This is a genomic window from Acinetobacter radioresistens DSM 6976 = NBRC 102413 = CIP 103788, from assembly GCF_006757745.1.
GTDB lineage: Bacteria > Pseudomonadota > Gammaproteobacteria > Pseudomonadales > Moraxellaceae > Acinetobacter > Acinetobacter radioresistens.
In genome coordinates this window covers 211,687-230,314 of sequence record NZ_AP019740.1, presented here as the reverse complement: position 1 = coordinate 230,314, position 18,628 = coordinate 211,687, and the positions used below count along the sequence as shown (strand labels likewise).

The 18,628-nt window shown below is 44.2% G+C and carries 18 protein-coding genes and 1 riboswitch; of the genes, 9 read left to right on the top strand and 9 right to left on the bottom strand.

Features of this window, described 5'->3' with window-relative positions; translation table 11 throughout:
* Positions 1-30: 30 nt before the first annotated feature.
* Both ACRAD_RS01070 and ACRAD_RS01065 read right to left on the bottom strand, forming a co-directional pair.
* Positions 31-768 carry a LytR/AlgR family response regulator transcription factor gene (locus ACRAD_RS01070; protein WP_005022996.1) on the bottom strand — a complete coding sequence of 246 codons (738 nt, stop codon included), beginning with the start codon at positions 766-768 and terminating at the stop codon, positions 31-33.
* A 68-nt stretch (positions 769-836) separates the two neighbouring features.
* Positions 837-1,976, bottom strand: a complete 1,140-nt coding sequence (locus tag ACRAD_RS01065; protein WP_005022995.1) for a sensor histidine kinase — start codon at positions 1,974-1,976, stop codon at positions 837-839.
* Between ACRAD_RS01065 and argH the strand changes: the two genes are divergently transcribed.
* On the top strand, positions 1,967-3,400 hold the full coding sequence (gene argH, locus ACRAD_RS01060; protein WP_010700193.1) for an argininosuccinate lyase: 1,434 nt from the start codon (positions 1,967-1,969) through the stop codon (positions 3,398-3,400). The genes ACRAD_RS01065 and argH overlap by 10 nt on opposite strands.
* Before the next feature lie 29 nt (positions 3,401-3,429).
* Positions 3,430-3,702, top strand: coding sequence for an oxidative damage protection protein (locus tag ACRAD_RS01055; protein ID WP_005022992.1), 273 nt, complete (start codon positions 3,430-3,432; stop codon positions 3,700-3,702).
* Between the two features lie 528 nt (positions 3,703-4,230).
* On the opposite strand, the gene phoU is transcribed toward ACRAD_RS01055, so the two are convergent.
* Together phoU and abuO are read right to left on the bottom strand one after the other, a co-directional pair.
* The gene (phoU, locus tag ACRAD_RS01050; protein WP_005017107.1) at positions 4,231-4,953 is read right to left on the bottom strand and encodes a phosphate signaling complex protein PhoU; all 723 of its coding nucleotides are present in this window, start codon (positions 4,951-4,953) and stop codon (positions 4,231-4,233) included.
* Positions 4,954-5,052: 99 nt separating this feature from the next.
* Positions 5,053-6,405, bottom strand: coding sequence for a multidrug efflux outer membrane protein AbuO (abuO, locus tag ACRAD_RS01045; protein WP_005022991.1), 1,353 nt, complete (start codon positions 6,403-6,405; stop codon positions 5,053-5,055).
* Between the two features lie 361 nt (positions 6,406-6,766).
* Between abuO and ACRAD_RS01040 the strand changes: the two genes are divergently transcribed.
* From ACRAD_RS01040 to ACRAD_RS01010, 7 genes are all read left to right on the top strand, one after another.
* A complete protein-coding gene (locus tag ACRAD_RS01040; protein ID WP_005022990.1) occupies positions 6,767-7,831 on the top strand; it encodes a hypothetical protein in 1,065 nt (354 codons plus the stop codon).
* Between the two features lie 66 nt (positions 7,832-7,897).
* Positions 7,898-8,024, top strand: a riboswitch (TPP riboswitch).
* 89 nt (positions 8,025-8,113) lie between these two features.
* Complete coding sequence (thiC, locus tag ACRAD_RS01035; RefSeq protein ID WP_005022988.1) at positions 8,114-10,006, top strand: phosphomethylpyrimidine synthase ThiC; 1,893 nt, start codon at positions 8,114-8,116, stop codon at positions 10,004-10,006.
* Between the two features lie 76 nt (positions 10,007-10,082).
* The gene (locus ACRAD_RS01030; RefSeq protein ID WP_005022987.1) at positions 10,083-10,703 is read left to right on the top strand and encodes an NUDIX domain-containing protein; all 621 of its coding nucleotides are present in this window, start codon (positions 10,083-10,085) and stop codon (positions 10,701-10,703) included.
* A gap of 9 nt (positions 10,704-10,712) precedes the next feature.
* Positions 10,713-11,522 (top strand): 3',5'-cyclic-AMP phosphodiesterase, encoded by an 810-nt coding sequence (gene cpdA / locus ACRAD_RS01025; RefSeq protein WP_005022985.1) that lies wholly within the window; start codon positions 10,713-10,715, stop codon positions 11,520-11,522.
* A gap of 211 nt (positions 11,523-11,733) precedes the next feature.
* On the top strand, positions 11,734-12,267 hold the full coding sequence (gene dksA, locus ACRAD_RS01020; RefSeq protein ID WP_005022984.1) for an RNA polymerase-binding protein DksA: 534 nt from the start codon (positions 11,734-11,736) through the stop codon (positions 12,265-12,267).
* A 46-nt stretch (positions 12,268-12,313) separates the two neighbouring features.
* Complete coding sequence (gene gluQRS, locus ACRAD_RS01015; RefSeq protein WP_016801156.1) at positions 12,314-13,189, top strand: tRNA glutamyl-Q(34) synthetase GluQRS; 876 nt, start codon at positions 12,314-12,316, stop codon at positions 13,187-13,189.
* A 68-nt stretch (positions 13,190-13,257) separates the two neighbouring features.
* Positions 13,258-13,488, top strand: a complete 231-nt coding sequence (locus ACRAD_RS01010) for a zinc-ribbon domain-containing protein (protein WP_005022982.1) — start codon at positions 13,258-13,260, stop codon at positions 13,486-13,488.
* 5 nt (positions 13,489-13,493) lie between these two features.
* Here the strand turns inward: ACRAD_RS01010 and ftsW are convergent, their stop codons facing one another.
* The 5 genes from ftsW to ACRAD_RS00985 all read right to left on the bottom strand — a co-directional run bounded on the left by ftsW (position 13,494) and on the right by ACRAD_RS00985 (position 18,618).
* Positions 13,494-14,690 (bottom strand): putative lipid II flippase FtsW, encoded by a 1,197-nt coding sequence (ftsW, locus tag ACRAD_RS01005; RefSeq protein WP_005017125.1) that lies wholly within the window; start codon positions 14,688-14,690, stop codon positions 13,494-13,496.
* Between the two features lie 24 nt (positions 14,691-14,714).
* Positions 14,715-16,061 (bottom strand): UDP-N-acetylmuramoyl-L-alanine--D-glutamate ligase, encoded by a 1,347-nt coding sequence (murD, locus tag ACRAD_RS01000; RefSeq protein ID WP_005022981.1) that lies wholly within the window; start codon positions 16,059-16,061, stop codon positions 14,715-14,717.
* 166 nt (positions 16,062-16,227) lie between these two features.
* Positions 16,228-16,485 carry a DUF6587 family protein gene (locus ACRAD_RS00995; RefSeq protein ID WP_005022979.1) on the bottom strand — a complete coding sequence of 86 codons (258 nt, stop codon included), beginning with the start codon at positions 16,483-16,485 and terminating at the stop codon, positions 16,228-16,230.
* A gap of 19 nt (positions 16,486-16,504) precedes the next feature.
* Positions 16,505-18,358 carry a ferrous iron transport protein B gene (feoB, locus tag ACRAD_RS00990; protein WP_005022978.1) on the bottom strand — a complete coding sequence of 618 codons (1,854 nt, stop codon included), beginning with the start codon at positions 18,356-18,358 and terminating at the stop codon, positions 16,505-16,507.
* Positions 18,355-18,618: a FeoA family protein gene (locus tag ACRAD_RS00985; RefSeq protein WP_005017133.1), complete on the bottom strand. Its 264-nt coding sequence runs from the start codon at positions 18,616-18,618 to the stop codon at positions 18,355-18,357. The genes feoB and ACRAD_RS00985 overlap by 4 nt, the downstream gene beginning before the upstream one ends.
* Positions 18,619-18,628 lie beyond the last annotated feature (10 nt).

The following is an 18,628-nucleotide window of genomic DNA, read 5'->3' as shown; positions in this document are numbered from 1 at the left end:
AAGCCGATAAAACCGTCCTATTTTAGTTCTTTAAAGCTTTTGTATCCGCTCACGCAGACCAGGTAAATGGCGACGGCTTACGGCCAGCCGCTCGTCAAGTTCACGGCAGCGTACCTGATACTGTCCGGAAGTCACAACCTCAAGCCCATCCAGATAGTCAACAGATACCAGTGCATTACGATGGATCCGGATAAACTTCTCCGAAAATTCCTGTTCAAGTTCTTTTAAGGTCTCATCAATCAAAATGCTGCCATGTTTATGACGTACTGTGACATATTTCTGGTCAGCTAAAAAATAGTAAATATTCTCCACAGGCACCAGCTCAACACCCCGATAACTTTTTGCAGTAATTTGCTGACGCTGTAATTTTGCCGTATCTATATCTTTCTGCTTCAGGCCCGACATTTGTGCCTGGTTCAAACGGGTCAGCCTGTCCAGAACCTGCTGCAGCTCACTGACCTCTATGGGCTTGAGCAGATAACCTTCCGCACTTGATTTAAAAGCTTCCAATGCATGATCTTCATAAGCCGTACAAAAGACAATCGCCGGCATAAGGTCCAGCTGGTTTAGCTGTTCAGCACATTGCAAACCATCCATTTCCGGCATTTGAATATCAAGCAATACAACATCAGGCTGATACTGCTGGACCAGTGCAATCGTATGCTGACCACTTGATGTTGTAGCGACTACATGGTGCCCGAGCTGGGTAACCAGACGAGATAAGCGTTCGACGGCCAATGGCTCATCATCACAAATCAGGATATCCATTTTTTCTCCTTGTCTAGACCAACTTCATTTAATTTATATATGTTGATCTGGACTCTGGTTTTATTCTTTTATTTATAATGGTACTGCACGATAGTGGTATAAATCCCCTCACCGGCAAAAGTTTGAAACTGTACAGACTGTCCAAAATAGGCCTGTAACCGCTCCCGTACACTTTGTATAGCAATACCATGACCTTTACGTAATGTTATTTTATCTAAAGAGTAAGGATTGGTAATGACTATAGTAACTTGATTTTGAAGTATTTCAACCAGTATACCGATGGTACCTTGAGTATAGACACTTTCAACTCCATGGAAAATACTATTTTCAATCAAAGGCTGTAAGGTCAGAAGTGGAATATAAACCTGATTTAAAGAGTGAGTATTTTCTATTTTCCACTCTACCTGGAGCCGTTCACCCAGACGCATCTGCTCAATTGAAAGGTAATGCCGGCACAAATCAATTTCCTGCTGTAAGCTGACCAGCTTGAGGTCTTGCAGGCTGGCACGAAAAAGTTTAGACAAGCTGATCAGCATTGTTTCAGCCTTGTCAGGGTCTGTACTGATGAGACTTACTACACTATTTATACTATTAAATAAAAAATGCGGATGAATACGTGCCTGCATGGCCTGTATACGGGCGTTTAATCCACTACTTTGCTGTCTGAACCATTGCTCCCGCATATACAGATAACGTAGAAAGATAACTCCCATCAATATCCCAAAACTGAGATTTAAACCTATATCTTTAAATGAAATATCGGAATCTATTCCCGTCCAGCTCAAATGACTACCCCAATAGTTCAGCATATTCAGACTGAAGGTAGATACCAGAACAATGCACTGAAGTAGCAGAAAACCGAACAGTAAGGCATAAAAATGGTTGAGCTGTCTGAACTGGTTTTGCCAGGTATCTACCAAAGCAGTAAAACACAATACTACCCATTGAATAAAAAAAATGTACTGTGCCAATTGGTCAAGCTGAAGGTTTTGCCATGTCCCCGCTTTTGCCAGAATAAGGATCAGTGACAACAGCGTACTGACCAGAAATAATTCGATTAGATATTGCCAGCGTCCACGCTTTGTAAAAGAATATAAATTATTCCGGTTATTTATTGATGGTATTGCGGAATTATCACGCTGTGCTTCGGCAAGCGCTGTTGAATTTGCTATACTCTTTTTTATTTTGCTGAGCCGACATGACCACATCTTCTCATTCCTCCAATACGCCTGCCCAGAATCAGACTTCCGGTATGTGGGGCGGCCGTTTTTCCGAAGCTACCGATGCTTTTGTGGCTGAATTTACCGCATCTGTACAATTTGACCAACGTTTTTATAAACAGGATATTGCCGGTTCAATTGCTCATGCGACCATGCTTGCCAAAGTAGGGGTACTGACCGAACAGGAACGTGATGACATTATTGAAGGTCTAACTGCCATTAAAGCAGATATTGAGGCAGGAAATTTTGAGTGGCGCATTGACCTTGAAGATGTACATATGAACATCGAGTCACGCCTGACCCAGCGTATCGGCATTACAGGTAAAAAACTCCATACCGGCCGTAGCCGTAATGACCAGGTCGCAACTGATATCCGTCTTTATGTCCGTGATGAAATTGATGCCATTTTAGATCTGCTGGAAAAATTACAAAAAGGTATTTTGGGTTTGGCAGCTAAAAATACCCAAACCATCATGCCCGGTTTTACCCATCTACAAACCGCACAGCCTGTGACTTTTGGTCATCATTTATTGGCCTGGTTTGAGATGCTGGTTCGTGACTCTGAACGTCTTATTGATTGCCGCAAGCGCGTTAATCGCATGCCATTAGGTTCTGCGGCACTTGCTGGTACAACTTATCCAATTGACCGTGCATATACGGCTGAACTTTTGGGTTTTGAAACAGTTGCTGAAAACTCGTTAGATGCCGTATCGGATCGTGACTTTGCGATTGAATTTAATGCTGCTGCATCTTTAATCATGATGCATTTATCACGCATGTCCGAAGAACTGATTCTATGGACTTCAGCACAGTTCAAATTCGTTAATATCCCGGATCGTTTCTGTACGGGTTCTTCAATCATGCCACAAAAGAAAAATCCCGATGTCCCTGAACTGGTACGTGGTAAAACCGGTCGTGTCTATGGTGACCTGATGAGCCTGTTGACCCTAATGAAAGGCCAACCATTAGCATACAACAAGGATAATCAGGAAGATAAAGAGCCATTATTTGATGCAATTGATACCGTACGTGGTTCATTGATGGCATTTGCTGACATGATTCCAGCTCTGGTACCCAATATCGATATCATGCGTGAAGCAGCCCTTCGCGGTTTTTCTACTGCAACAGACCTTGCGGACTACTTGGTAAAAAATGGAGTCGCTTTTCGCGATGCACATGAAATCGTAGGTAAAGCAGTGGCTCTGGGCGTTCAGGAAGGTAAAGATCTCTCTGAACTTAGCCTTGAACAGCTTCAACAGTTCTCTGACCTGATTCAGGCAGATGTATTTGAAAAAGCACTAACTCTGGAAGCTTCAGTAAATGCGCGTAACCATATTGGCGGTACGGCCCCGGCTCAAGTAGAAGCAGCTATTGATCGTGCGCATGCGCGTTTAGAAAAGCTTTATGCTTAAACGCTATATCTTAACTTTGGAGTATTGATATGTCTCGACAGGTGTTTTGCCGTAAATATCAAAAAGAAATGGAAGGGTTAGAATTTGCGCCCTTCCCCGGCGCTAGAGGTCAGGAACTATTTGACACGGTTTCTAAACAGGCTTGGCAGGAATGGTTACAGCACCAGACCACCCTCATTAATGAAAAGCGTTTGAATGTATTTGAACCCGACGCAAAAAAATTTCTTGAAGAGCAACGTGAAAAATTTTTCAGTAATGATGCAAGTGTAGAAAAAGCTGAGGGCTGGAAACCAGAAAATTAATCTTTGTTTTGACCCACTTTAGAGTGGGTCAAGATATTGTTGTTCAATTTATACTTTTAATAAATAAAGACAAAGCTTATTTTTAAAGCAATTAATTACACTATATTAACTTAATTTACATGCCCTTCACATCAAAACACATGAACTATAATGAGTAATAAACCTGAAATTCTTATACTGATTTTAAGAAAACTTATATAAAGCTCTGATGAATTCTGCATAAGTGAAATTTTGAATGAGCTCCTCTTTCGTTCCCAGATTTCCCCCAAAGTCTGGGACTTTTTTATTCTATATTTAATTTTTTGCTTACTCTTGTATAAGCTTTAGCTTACAGTGATATCAGATTTTTACTTCTACGATATTTACTTAATTCCATTAGACTAAAGTTGTAGCCAAGCAGGAAGCTAGGTGAGCATAGAAAAATAATTAAAAATTGCAATGGGTACAGGATGTGATGATTTTTCCTTACTCTTGACTCAAAGGTCCGGGAAACTTTCCCCGGGCCTTTTCACTTTTTAAAACGTCTGTTTAGCGGCGTTGTACGTGTTCTTCAATTTCATCTAGGCTGGTATGACGTACATCAAGTCCTTTTGCAATATAAATTACTTGTTCCGAAATATTACGGGCATGATCACCAATACGTTCAAGTGAGCGCAATACCCACATCACGTTCAGTACCCGGGAAATATGGCGTGGATCTTCAATCATATAAGTCATTAGGGTACGGGTGGCTGACTGGTATTCACGATCGATATCGGCATCGGCTAAAAGTACTTTAAGCGCCTGCTCAGCATCGACCCGAGCAAAAGCATCCAGTGCATCATGGATCATAACCCGCACCTGATTGCCAATATGCCGGGTTTCCATATAACCCCGTGGCGATCCGCCTTCTTCACATAAGTTTTGGGCAATACGGGCGATTTTTGCGGCTTCGTCTCCAATCCGTTCCAAGTCAGTATTTGCTTTGCTCATCGCGATCACCATACGCAGGTCAATCGCAGCCGGATGACGGCGTGCCAGAATCAGGGTTAACCCTTCATCAATTTCCCGTTCATAACGGTTTACTACGTTATCCTGAAACTGTACGTCGATAGCCATATTGGTATCTGTATCCAGCAAAGCCCGTATTGCATTGGCCACCTGCTGCTCGACCAGACCGCCCATAGTCATAAATTTAGTCGTAACACCTTGCAGTTCTTCATTAAACTGTGAAGAAATATGGTGACTTAATACAGGGTTATTCAAGCTCAAGATAAAGACTCCAGCCAGCTAAAAAGAAAATTCTGATGCATCTTGTATTAAAGCATAGCTATGATGAAACTTTGATGACAGTTCATTTATGAATAGCTGTCAAAACTTTTCAACCAGCCAGCTGTTCATTTCCTGCAAATCCTGTTCATTGAGCTGACCTGCGGCGGCTTTCAAACGCAATATATTAATCAGATGATCATACTGTGCATTTACATAATCCTGCCGGGCAGAAAAAGCATTACGCTGAGCCAGCAATACATCTACTATAGTTTTTAAACCTTCATTATATTGAGCACGTGAAGCGCGTGATACCAGCTCGGATGATTGCATCGCAGCCTTACGGGCCTCTAATTTATTCTGGTCAGTTTGAACCTGCAGGTAGGCCTGTTTGGCATCAGTTGTACTTTTACGGACAGCAGCTTCCAGCTCTGCTTCAGCACGCCGGATATCGACTGTAGCCTTTCGTATATTTTGTTGTGTGCGTCCCCCATTAAAAAGATTCCAGTTCATTTCCACGCCAATCTGGTCAAACTGACCATCACCAGAGATAAGTGTTTCCGGTGACTGTTTGGTATAGCCATAGGTAGCTACTGCTTCAAGCTGCGGATATAAGGCTGCCCGTTCAATCCGGCGTTGGTCATCATTATATTTTTGTTGCAAACGTGCCTGCTGTACTGAAAGATTCTGATTTTGTGCCAAGGTAGTCCATTCTTGCAAATTAGCCGGATAAGGTTGCTGATAGCTAAAATTTTCTTGAAGCACCGCCAGACTTTCCTGATATGGCCCAATTAGTTGTGCAAGCTGTTCCTGCGCCAGAAGCAACTGTACATTACTTGAAATCCGGTTGGCCCGGGCATTTTGGTACTGGGCATTGGCTTCACTGACATCACTACGGGCAACCAGTCCTTCACGTAACTTGGCGTTCATCATTTCCAGCTGCTCTAATAATGCTTTCTCTTCCTGTAAATGAGAGCTGGTCAGTGTCTGCTGACGTAAGACATTAAAATAACTCTCAGCCACATTGAGAATATGGTCCTGCTGGCGCTGGCGTAACTGTACTTCACTCAGCAGTACGGAGGTTTGTACCTGTTTATAACCCTCCCAGGCATCTTTACGGAATAAGGGCTGACGTGCCGTAATCGAAATTTGCTTCGTGGTAGAGGTCGAGGACATTAAGGCATCACCAAAATTTTCAAAACCTGGAATGGTCACACTATTGCTTTGGTCACTTCCCTGATGTTTACGGGTAATATTACCGCTGACACTGACTGTCGGCAAAAAATTAGTACGCGCAATACCCAGATTAAGCTGATCGGCCTGATACTGGTAAAGATTAGCCTGCCAGCTTGGGTCTGACTGTTTGGCACGCTGATAAGCCTCTACCAGATCAAGTGCATAAAGCTGTGAACTTGTAGTTAGAAAAAACAGGCTCAGGAAAATTTTTTTCTTCATTTTTTTAAATGCCCATCTACACCGCAAAAAACCGAACTATCTTTTTCAGGACAGTTTTCAGGTATGCCATATTACTCATGAATAGCCAAGTTTAAGTATGATTTTTATTAAATTTTCCCAGTTCTTGACTTCAGGCAGTTTCAATAGGGTAAGAATATAGTAAAATCCAGCTATCTTGCCTAAATCCATACTACATATTGCTTACAAATAATTTAAACAATACTACAGCTTTTACTGGGTTTTTAAAGATAATCATCATCAACCATATTCTGCTAGTTTGCTCGCTCTTAGTACGCTGTTGTCTTGCTCACGCATCATACAACCTGAGTCAAGTAGTCCCCCGCCTTGGAGGAAAAAACGTATGAAGCCTCTTGCTTATCTTTCTCTCTCCCTGCTGGTGTTAGCTATGGCTGGCTGCCAGAAGCCCGAAATGGAGAAAACAGCCAAGCAAGAAACGCCGCCTCCTACCCGTATTGCTCCACAACAGGATGATACCCGCTGCCTGAACCTGGCAGAACAGATGCAGAAAATTAATTCGGAAAGTACAGTAGAGTCCTTAGATCAAGTCAATGCACAAATTAAAACCTGTTTGCCACAGCTAAAATTTGAACAGCAAAAACAGATTCTCAAAGCCTCGAATGCCATGTATCAGCGCTTTTTGACAGTTAAGCGTACTCCTGAACAGCAGACAGCATTTGAAGACTATGCTTTTAACCAGTCCCCTCATCCGACGTTACAGCAAAGTTATACCGAAAAATTTTCACCGCGTGATCAGTACCTGCTCAAGCATCAGGGCAAAGTATATTATGAGCTATATGATGGTGGAGAAGGCATGTTCAGTTATCGCCGCCAGCCACAATATCTGGCACAGATTTTTGCCCCCTATTTACCGACTGCCGAGCGAATCTTTATTGAAAAACTGGCTAGCCAGAACCAGCAGAGTCCTCTGCGTGATGGCGCACTGACAATTTCTTGGGATGAAATCGCACAGCGTGCACAGTTCTGGGAAAGCTATGTCAAGCAATATCCGAATAGCAGCTTTATAGATGATGCCAGACTGCTGCTTTCACTTTATACCTCATTTCTGTTTAAAGGTATGAATAACACCCCAATCTCTGATACCTATACTGGTGAGCTTTCTATACGGCCAGATGCACTGACTGTGATTCAGCAAGTTGCTAAACAGCGCGACTCGGAACTGGCCGCCCAGTCCAAACGCTTTTTAGAATTTGTAGAGATGTCACCCGCCCAGCGTAATCAGAAAATAAAAGTTCAGCTGACTGCGCCGGAACGTCTTTCAGGACAGGAAAATATTTTGACCTTACGGCAGCTGGAAAAATATGTTCAGTTACGTGACCCGTATGCCAACTCCCCACGTGACCAATATCGTGACTGTTTTAGTGATGCTGTCTGTATAAGTTATTAAGACCAAAGAACTACATTGTTACTTCAAGCATGGCTGTTCATTCTGAAAATCCATGCTAAGATCTTTACATGCTTGACGGAGCGCGAGTAATTACTCGCTGAGATCATGTAATTCCTTTTTTCAGGAATTGATCATGAGTACCGTTGAACCTGATCAGGTTAAGACCTGCGTAGGAATCAAGCCATCTAAAAACTGAAGCTCTTCTTTTATTCTTACAGGATAAATCTGCCACCGTTTTTGGTCGTGCTTGATTCGTTGATATCATTCATAAGGATCATGTACATGAACCAGTTAACGAATCATTCTTCTTTACCTTTATCTAGTCAGCATGAGCAAGAAGCCAAAGAACTGACCCGTATTTTGCCTGCTTCAAGAAAAGTCTATATACAGGGTTCACGTCCCGACATTCAGGTTCCCATGCGTGAAATCAGTCTGACCGACACCCCAACCGGTCTAGGCGGTGAACACAACCCACCAGTTATGGTCTACGATACATCGGGTGTTTATACCGATCCGAGAATCAAGATTGACCTGAAGCAGGGCCTGCCAGATGTACGTAAACGATGGATTGAAGAGCGTGCAGACACCGAAGTCCTGAACCAGCTTTCTTCAGAGTTCGGACAGGCGCGCTTAAAAGATATTACTACTGCCGAAATCCGCTTTGCCCATATCTCACAGCCCCGTCGTGCCAAAGCAGGTAAAAATGTTACCCAGATGCACTATGCAAAACAGGGTATTATTACGCCAGAAATGGAATATATTGCTATTCGTGAAAATCAGCGTCAGTGTCACGGCGTTGACACCCGACAGCATAGTGGCCAGAACTTCGGTGCACAGAATTTACGTGAAATCACGCCAGAGTTCGTGCGTCAGGAGGTAGCAGCAGGCCGGGCCATTATTCCTGCCAATATTAATCATCCAGAAATTGAACCGATGATCATCGGTCGTAACTTTCTGGTCAAAATCAATGCCAATATCGGGAATTCGGCTCTGGGCTCATCAATTGATGAAGAAGTTTCTAAAATGACATGGGCAACCCGCTGGGGTGCCGATACCATTATGGATCTGTCAACTGGTAAAAACATACATGAAACCCGGGAATGGATTATCCGTAACTCCCCGGTACCGATTGGAACTGTTCCAATTTATCAGGCGCTGGAGAAAGTAAATGGAGTAGCCGAAGACCTGACTTGGGAAATTTTTAAAGATACCTTGATTGAACAGGCTGAACAGGGTGTTGATTACTTTACTATTCATGCTGGCGTATTACTGCGATATGTTCCACTGACTGCTCAGCGTCTGACCGGTATTGTATCGCGTGGCGGCTCGATTATGGCACAGTGGTGCCTGGCCCATCATCAGGAAAATTTTCTGTATACCCATTTCGATGAAATTTGTGAAATCATGAAAGCCTATGATGTTTCTTTCAGTCTGGGAGATGGCTTGCGTCCGGGGTGTATTCAGGATGCCAATGATGAAGCGCAGTTTAATGAACTACGAACTCTAGGCGAGCTGACTCAACGTGCCTGGGAGTATGATGTGCAGGTCATGATTGAAGGCCCTGGTCATGTGCCTATGCATATGATCAAGGAAAACATGGATTTGCAGCTTGAAGTATGTAAGGAGGCGCCATTTTATACATTAGGGCCGCTGACTACCGATATTGCTCCGGGATATGACCATATTACCTCGGCTATTGGGGCTGCCATGATTGGCTGGTACGGTACTGCCATGTTGTGTTATGTCACGCCAAAAGAACACTTGGGGCTTCCAAATAAAAAAGATGTAAAAGACGGGATTATCACTTACAAGATTGCAGCGCATGCAGCAGATCTGGCTAAGGGTCATCCCGGAGCCCAAGTGCGTGATAATGCTCTATCCAAAGCCCGCTTTGAATTTCGCTGGGATGACCAGTTTAATCTGAGTCTGGACCCTGATACAGCCCGCAGTATGCATGACGAAACCCTACCCAAAGAGGCACATAAATCAGCTCATTTCTGCTCAATGTGTGGTCCAAAATTCTGCTCAATGAAAATTACCCAGAATGTCCGGGATTATGCTCAGAATCAGGCAAAGAACCAGGAACTCGAAATAGCACAGCAGGTAGAAGAAGGCTTTGAAACGATGAAGGCGGCTTACCATGAGGCAGGCCAGAAGCTTTATCATAAAGTCTAAATTTCTAAAAAAACATTTGAGTAAGTCTTAATCTCAGTTAGGATGAAGTAAACATTTCTTCATCCTGATTGAACGTATGACCATCATTGAACAGGCCAGCTATTCTGCAACCGATGTTAAGATTGAAGCACGTGAAAGTGTGTACCAAGGTTTTATACAGGTCGAGAAAGTCGCCTTGCGTCATCGCCTGTTTGGCGAGAATACCTACACTCCTGTATTACAGCGCGAGCTGATTCATCGTCCAGAGGCGGCAGGTGTCCTGATTTATAATGATGAACAGCAGAAATTTGCTTTGATTGAGCAGTTCCGTATTGGTGCTGTCGATGACCATGAATCACCATGGCAGCTTGAAGTAATTGCGGGTGTTCTTGATGCAGGTGAATCTGCTGAACAGTGTCTGTACCGTGAGAGTCTTGAAGAATCAGGTTGCGAAATTCACACCCTGCAACATCTTTTTAGCTTTTACCCTTCTGCAGGGGCCTGCTCCGAGTTATTTCACCTATATACAGCCCAAGCAAAGCTCGATCTAAACGGAGGAATCTTTGGTATGCCCGATGAAGGCGAAAATATTCGTCTTCATATTTTGGACTATCAGGACATTGACCCGCTATTTCAGCAGAATCGGTTATGTAATGCCCCAGTCATCATGGCCTTGCAATGGCTTAGGCAGCATGTAGTCACAATAATAAAGAACTGAAGGATAACGATGATAGTCTCTCATTCAATGGAGCATCGAGATACTTGGGTGATCATACAAATCACCGATACGCATCTGATGGGGCAAGCTGAAAAAGAATTTGTACAGATGAACCCCGAACAAAGCTTTCATGCAGTCATACAGCAGATTCTTCTCCAGCATCCCCACATTGATGCGATTATTCATACAGGAGACTTGGCCCAGGAACCCGAACACATCACATACCAGCGTTATCTCAGCTATATGCAGGGTTTAGGAATACCCTTTTTTCAGGTTCCAGGCAATCATGATGATCTTGATTATTTTCCGTTTCAGCAGAGTTATCATGAACCGGGTATTGTCGAGCTTGGAAACTGGTGCTTGTTTTTATTAAATAGTGCAGTGGATGGCCGAGTAGATGGCCACATTAGCCAGACACAGCTTAAGGCACTTGAACAGCAACTTCAGCAACATGCGCATCAGCATGTCTTAATTGCCTGCCATCATCACCCTTTCGAGATGCGATCCCGATGGATCGACCAGCATAAACTCAAGAATACCCCGGAATTGACAGAAATATTGGCTCAGCATAGTAATATACAGGCTGTAATTTGTGGTCATGTACATCAGGACTCCATCCATATCTGGAATAATATCCAGTTTTTATCGACCCCATCTACCTCTGTTCAGTTTAAGCCACTCAGTGACCAGTTTGCGCTAGATGAGCAGGCTCCAGGCTACCGGATACTCAAGCTGCACAGCAGTGGCCAGTTAGATACGCAAGTACATCGCTTAAAAGATTTTCATCACAGAATTGAGACAGAAATTTCAGGCTATTAACTTTTCATTTCTTAAATTTTGGGCTAATTTAAGACCCTTAAATTTAGTATTAAGCCGATAGTCTGAGAGAGTGTGACTATCATCTTAATTAAAATATCTATATGATGACCGCCCCTGATGGGAAAATTCACCCTAGGGGGATGGATATAATACTTGCATATCACCATATTTTTTGCGTATAGATATACGTATATGATGAGGAATGCCCTATATGGCGAATGACAACCAGAATCAAGTCTTAGACGAACATACAGAAGCTGCAGATAGTGAAAAAACTGCTGCAAAACGTACCCGTAAGCCGAAAGCTAAAACTTCAGAGGCAGGTACAACAGCAAGCTTGTTTGGTATAGCGCCTTATCAGCCTAAAAAAAATGAAGAATACATGTCTGAAGGGCAGCTTGAGCATTTCCGCCAGATTCTAGAAGCGTGGAAAGCTGAATTGATGTCGGAAGTAGACCGTACTCTAAACACCATGCAAGATGAGAATACTGCCCTGCCTGATGTAAATGACCGCGCTACCCAAGAAGAAGAATTTGCAATCGAGTTACGGACCCGTGACCGCGAACGTAAACTGATCCGCAAGATTGAACAGTCTTTACAGACCATTAAAGATGAAGACTATGGTTTCTGTGAAACCTGCGGGATTGAGATCGGTTTACGCCGCTTAGAAGCGCGTCCGACTGCTACGTTATGTATTGATTGCAAAACACTGGCGGAAATCAAAGAGAAGCAGAATAACGGCTAATTCTGTGAGCAGTGATTCCTTTCTGATCTCTTCTTTACAAAGGAAAATGTCAATTCAAGAGCATTACGTGGGTCGGTTTGCGCCATCGCCAACCGGCCCTTTACATTTCGGCTCACTTATTACAGCGGTGGCCAGTTACTGTGATGCCAAAGCCCGACAGGGTAAATGGCTGGTCCGGATTGAAGATACAGACATCCCGAGAATCTCTCTTGGTAGTGAACAGCATATCCTTTGTGCCGTTGAGGCCTTTGGTTTCGAAGTAGATTCACATATTATTTTCCAGAAAGACCGCCTTGATATTTATGAGTCGGTTTTGACACAATTGCGAAAGCAGGGCCTAGTTTATGCCTGCCAGTGTACCCGTAAAATATTAGGCTCCAATCATATCTATACAGGTACCTGCCGCCATCTCAATCTGCCATTTGAGCATCAGGCCATCCGTATTAAGGTAAGTGACGAAGAACTGTGCTTTACAGATCGACTGCAAGGCAAGCATTGTTCTAACTTGGCTTATGATTTGGGTGATTTTGTGCTCAAACGTCGTGATGGGATTATTAACTATCAACTGGCTGTAGTAGTGGATGACTACTTACAGGGCGTTACTCACGTGGTACGCGGTGCCGATTTGCTCGACAATACGGTCCGGCAAATGTGGCTGGGTTCAGTGCTGGGTTATCCTGTACTGCATTATATGCACCTTCCGCTTGCAATGAATAGTCAAGGACAAAAGCTCTCCAAACAGAATCTGGCATTAGCACTGGATTTAAGCCAGCCCTCTGTCTTACTACAAAAAGCTTTAAATGCTCTAAATCAGCCTGCTGTTGATTTGGATACGCCTTCTTTAATGCTCAAACAGGCAATTAGCCAGTGGAGTGTTGAGGCCATACCTCACAGCTTGATGCTAAATGGTCACTATCTGTAACATGAAAAGATTGCTTGAATCTGAAAAGTAAGCTGCAATGGAGCAGAACAGATCAGTGGAGCAGCAAGATGTTTTTTATTTTCGGTATCGGGCCCAAAACAAAAACAGTTGAAAATGGACAGTTTGTGTGTCCAGTTTGCCGGACACGCAGCGCTTATGAACTGAAGCAGCAACGTCAGTATTTTTCCTTATTTTTTATACCTCTCCTGCCCCTGTCAAAGGCTAAAGGAGAACTTGTAAAATGCCTGCATTGTGGCCATGAAATGCCGGGCATGGTACTGGAGCATGCCCGGATTTAGAAAATTTAAAAGCTGGATTCTTCACGGTTTGGATTGAGGACCTGAGTAGAGGCATCAATTTTTAAAATCAGGCTGATCATTACAGCACACATCATGAGTGAGGTTCCTCCATAACTAATGAAAGGCAGCGTTAGTCCTTTGGTTGGCATAAGGCCCATGTTCATGCCAGCATTAACCAGAATCTGCAGCAGAAAAATAATACTGATACCATAAGCCAGATAGCCTGCACGCAGGTATTGATGTTGCAATGCACGATGGCCAATTTTGATACAGCAGGCAAGCATGGTAAAAGAAAGGCCAATGACTACAAAAATACCAAAAAAGCCCAGTTCTTCACCCAAGACGGCCAGCATGAAGTCAGTATGCGCTTCTGGTAGATAAGACAGTTTTTGTACACTATGCCCAAGTCCGGTTCCAAACCACTCCCCCCGGCCAAATGCCATTAATGCATTAGACAACTGATAACCGGCACCGAGCGGATCTGCCCAAGGGTCGGCGAAAGAAATCAGTCGCTGGAATCGATAAGGCTCAAACAGGATCAGGAATACGATTGCTGCAACTACGGCGCCTAAAAAGATCAGGAAGGTTCGTGGCGGTGCACCGGCCAAGAAGAAAATACCCAGCATCATCATGACAATAACCACCGTAGCGCCGAGGTCTGGCTCTGCCACAATCAGGCCTACAGTAATAGCCATGATTGCACCTAAACGCACCAGACCTTTCCAGTGATTTCGCACTTCTTCAGCACGGCGCACCACATAGTCTGCGGTAAAAATTGCCATCATTACCTTTGCAATTTCGGTGGGTTGCAAAGTAAAACCGCCCAGCCTGATCCAGCGGGTAGAACCATTTACCTCAGTCCCGATGACCAGCACGGCGGCTAGTAATACAATAGTAATGAGCCATAATGGGAATGTATTTTTAAACCAGACATTCAGGGCAATTTTATAAGTCAGAAATGCTGCAATTGCTGCAACTACAATTGAAAGAGCGTGACGTATAATATAATGAAACGGATTTTCATGCAGATACTCGGCATAGGGCATCGAGGCGGATGCAACCATCACCGACCCGAGACATAGCAATGCCACAACACAGAAAATCAGAACATTACGCGCTGTAATTTCAGCCGGTATTCGTGGTGCACAACGCTCATACCACTGCTGGACCTTGTTAATGGTTGTCTGAGCAAACCCAGCCATAGACCTTTCCTTATCTTTCTTCTTTTAGACCAATGCTTTTACACAAGCAACAAACTGATGACCTCGATCATCATAACCTTTAAACATATCAAAGCTGGCACATGCAGGAGACAGCACGACCACATCCTCTGCATCTGCCTTGGCATGGCATAGCTGTACCGCCTCTTGTAAAGTTGCAGCTTTCAGAATTTCAGTACTGCCTTCGATTGACTGTTCAATCTTCAGTGCATCTTCACCAATCAGTACCACTGTTTTGACATATTGCTGAACTGCTGCGCGAAGAGCCTTAAAGTCCTGCCCTTTGCCCTGTCCGCCTAAGATGACCACAACCTTACCTTTACGGGGTGCTATGGCTGCGCCTAAGCCCTCAATTGCCGCCAGAGTTGCACCGATATTGGTTCCCTTAGAATCATTGTAATAGCGTACGTTATTCACCGTATCGACATATTCACAGCGATGAGCCAAGCCTTTAAAGCTTTTTAATGTTTCTAGCATAGAATTTAAAGGTAAACCGATAGCTTCACCTAAAGCCAGACAGGCTAGTGCATTTGCAATATTATGCGTACCCTGGATATACATTTCTGTGCTTTTCAGCAGGCGCTCGCGGCCACGAGCTAGCCAGAGTGTACCGTCTGTATCACGCAGTACACCATACTGGTTCATATCTGGTGCATTCAGCCCAAAACTTTGTACTGGCACAGCATCAGGAACTAAAGGGCGGCTCAAGGCATCATCACGGTTAAAGACGACTTTTTTAACGCCCTGAAAAATCCGGTGTTTGGCTGCATGATAACCCAGCATATCACCATGCCGGTCCAGATGATCTTCACTCATGTTAAGCACGACTGCCACCTCGGCATTTAACAGTGAAGTGGTTTCTAACTGAAAACTTGATAGTTCCAGAATAATCAGTTCTGGCTGATCTTTAAGTAAATCAAGCGCCGGACGACCCAAATTCCCGCCTATTGCGACTTTTTTCCCAGCCTCTTTTGCCATTAAACCAATCAGTGTGGTCACGGTACTTTTAGCATTCGATCCGGTAATCGCTACAATTGGCACCTCGGTGGCGCGGCGCAACAACTGGATGTCACCTACTACTGGAATTCCTTTTGCTATAGCTTGCTGAATTTCAGGAAGCTGTGGCGCGAGACCGGGGCTTAAAATGATTTCTTCAGCCTGTAGCAGTAACTCGGTATCTAGTTGTCCGAAACTGGTCTGGATACCTGCAGGAATCTGGTCATGCCCTGGTGGATGGGTCCGTGAGTCTGTCACAGCCACCTGATAACCACGCTCATGAAGTAAATTCACGGCAGATACGCCCGAGATGCCCAAACCGGCCACGACTTTTAATCCGCCACGCTGTATTAACATTTTTGCCCCGCATCTATGTGTATTTAGAAACTGACGAAATGGTAGCACTTTGAGATTTTGAAAGCTTTTTCTGTTTTGCTTTTAACCTCATTTTTTTTGTGTCAGCGCGTAAAAAAGCCGTCATCTTGGACGGCTTTTTATAGTTGCAGTTATTGTTATTTAAAGATTAGTGCCATTTTATAGGCTTTACCTCATCATTTTTTATCTGTTTCATATCTGGTTTGGCCTCACAACCACAGCTCCCACCACAGCCACTACTGGTCGACTTTGGTTTTAACCATTTTGCCAGTGTATACCACTGTTTCTGCTCACAGAAACGAGAAAGGCTGAGGAAGACCGAATTGGCAGTTTTTGGGAAGACCTTTTTGAAGACAACCACTGCGCTCCAGATCACTACCAGCGCGACTATAATCATTTCAACCATCTCAACCTCCTCTCTTCACTTAAGCAAAATAATGTGAAGCAATTTGATAGGTCAGGAATGACATAAAATATGCCAGACCAAACAGATATGTGGTCATAAAGGCCACTGTTTTCCATGAACCGGTTTCACGGCGTACTGTTGCCAGTGTTGCCAGGCAGTGCGGGGCATAAATAAACCATACCAGAAGAGACAGACCGGTGGCCAGTGACCAGCCACTACCATCTGCACTGATCAGCTGTGAAAGTCCCTGTGATACCGCATCTTCATCAGTTGCAGACAGGGCATAAACGGTTCCAAGAGCTGCAACCACTACTTCACGCGCAGCCATGGCCGGAATCAGGGCAATACAAATCTGCCAGTTAAAGCCAAGTGGGGCAAAGATTGGCTGCATCAAGTGGCCAAGCATCCCGGCAAAACTATAGTCAATATCTGGCATAGTCGCGCCTGCTGGTGGCTGCGGAAATGTACAGAGAAACCAGAGCAGAACCGACAGTGCAAAGATAATGCCGCCCACGCGTTTCAAGAAAATCTTGCCACGGTCCAGCAAGCCAATCCAGATATTTTTAATATCCGGAAAGCGGTAACTTGGTAATTCCATTAGCAAGGTATGCTGAGATTTATCTTTATAGAAGAACTTCATGATGGTCGCCACCAAGAGTGCACTAACAATACCAGCCATATATAAAGCAAACAGGACCAGGCCCTGCAAATTCATAAAGCCCCAGACTGTCTGCTCCGGAATAAAGGCAGCAATTAATAATGCATAAACTGGCAGTCGCGCCGAGCAGGTCATCAGTGGCGCCACCAGAATAGTGGTTAAACGGTCACGTGGATCACTAATACTGCGGGTTGCCATGATACCGGGAACTGCACAGGCGAAACTGGACAGTAAAGGAATAAATGCCCGACCACTCAGTCCTGCCTTGAACATCAGTTTATCTAGCAAAAATGCTGCTCTAGGTAAATATCCAGACTCTTCCAGTACTAAAATAAAGAAAAACAGAATCAGAATCTGTGGCAAGAACACCACAACCCCGCCTGCGCCGGCAATAATACCGTCAACCACCAAACTGTTGAGAAGTGGCTGCGAAATATAAGGACTGATAGTTTCACCCAGCCAGCCAAAGAAAGTTTCGATCCCGTCCATAAAGGGCGCAGCCCAGGCAAAAACCGCCTGAAAAATCACAAACATCATCAAGGCAAGACTCAGCAGCCCCAAGACTGGATGCAAGAAGATCTTGTCAAAAAAGTCGGTACGTTTATCTTCCTCATCAATATAGTTCACCACATCTTTTAAAATATGGGTGATCTTTTGATGAGTACTGCCTGATAAGCCGCTGAGTTCGGTATGTGGCACATCAAACTTGCGCTGATCCAGTGAATTGATCAGGCTTTCAACCCCGGCATTACGTACAGCCACAGTTTCAACCACATTTACACCCAGGCGTTCAGAGAGCTTTTGTGTGTTGATCTGCATGCCGCGACGACGTGCTTCATCCATCATGTTCAGAACCAGCAGAATCGGACGGCCAAGCTCGATCATTTCCATGACCAGCCCTAAATGCAGTTTCAAATTGGTTGCATCCACCACACACAGAAATACATCCTGCTGGCCTTCTTCGATAATTTTGCCTTGCACTACATCGCGGGTAATGGCCTCATCCGGACTGGTAGCATTTAAACTGTAGGTTCCAGGTAAATCCAGTACACGCACCTGCTGACCCGAAGGCAGCTCGAAAAACCCGGTTTTCCGTTCAACCGTTACCCCGGCATAATTAGCTACTTTCTGGCGGGTACCGGTCAAATGATTAAATAAAGAAGTTTTTCCGCAGTTAGGATTTCCCACAAGGGCAACACGTAAGGGCTCACTCATGCAGGTGTTCCTTCTTTACTGATTTCAATTTTCTCTGCTTCGGCTCTACGCAGGGCAAAACGGGTAAAACCAATCTGGATCAGGATTGGATCACCACCGAATAGCCCTTTAGTAATGACCTGAACCTGAGTTCCCGGAACAAAGCCCAAGGTTTCCAATCGGCTTGCTACAAGGTCAGACTGCTCTGAAGTGCCATCCAAAGTCCGGTTGACCTTGGTAATGATGGCAGTTTGCTTAACTTTTAGCTCTGATAAACGCACCGCATCTAAT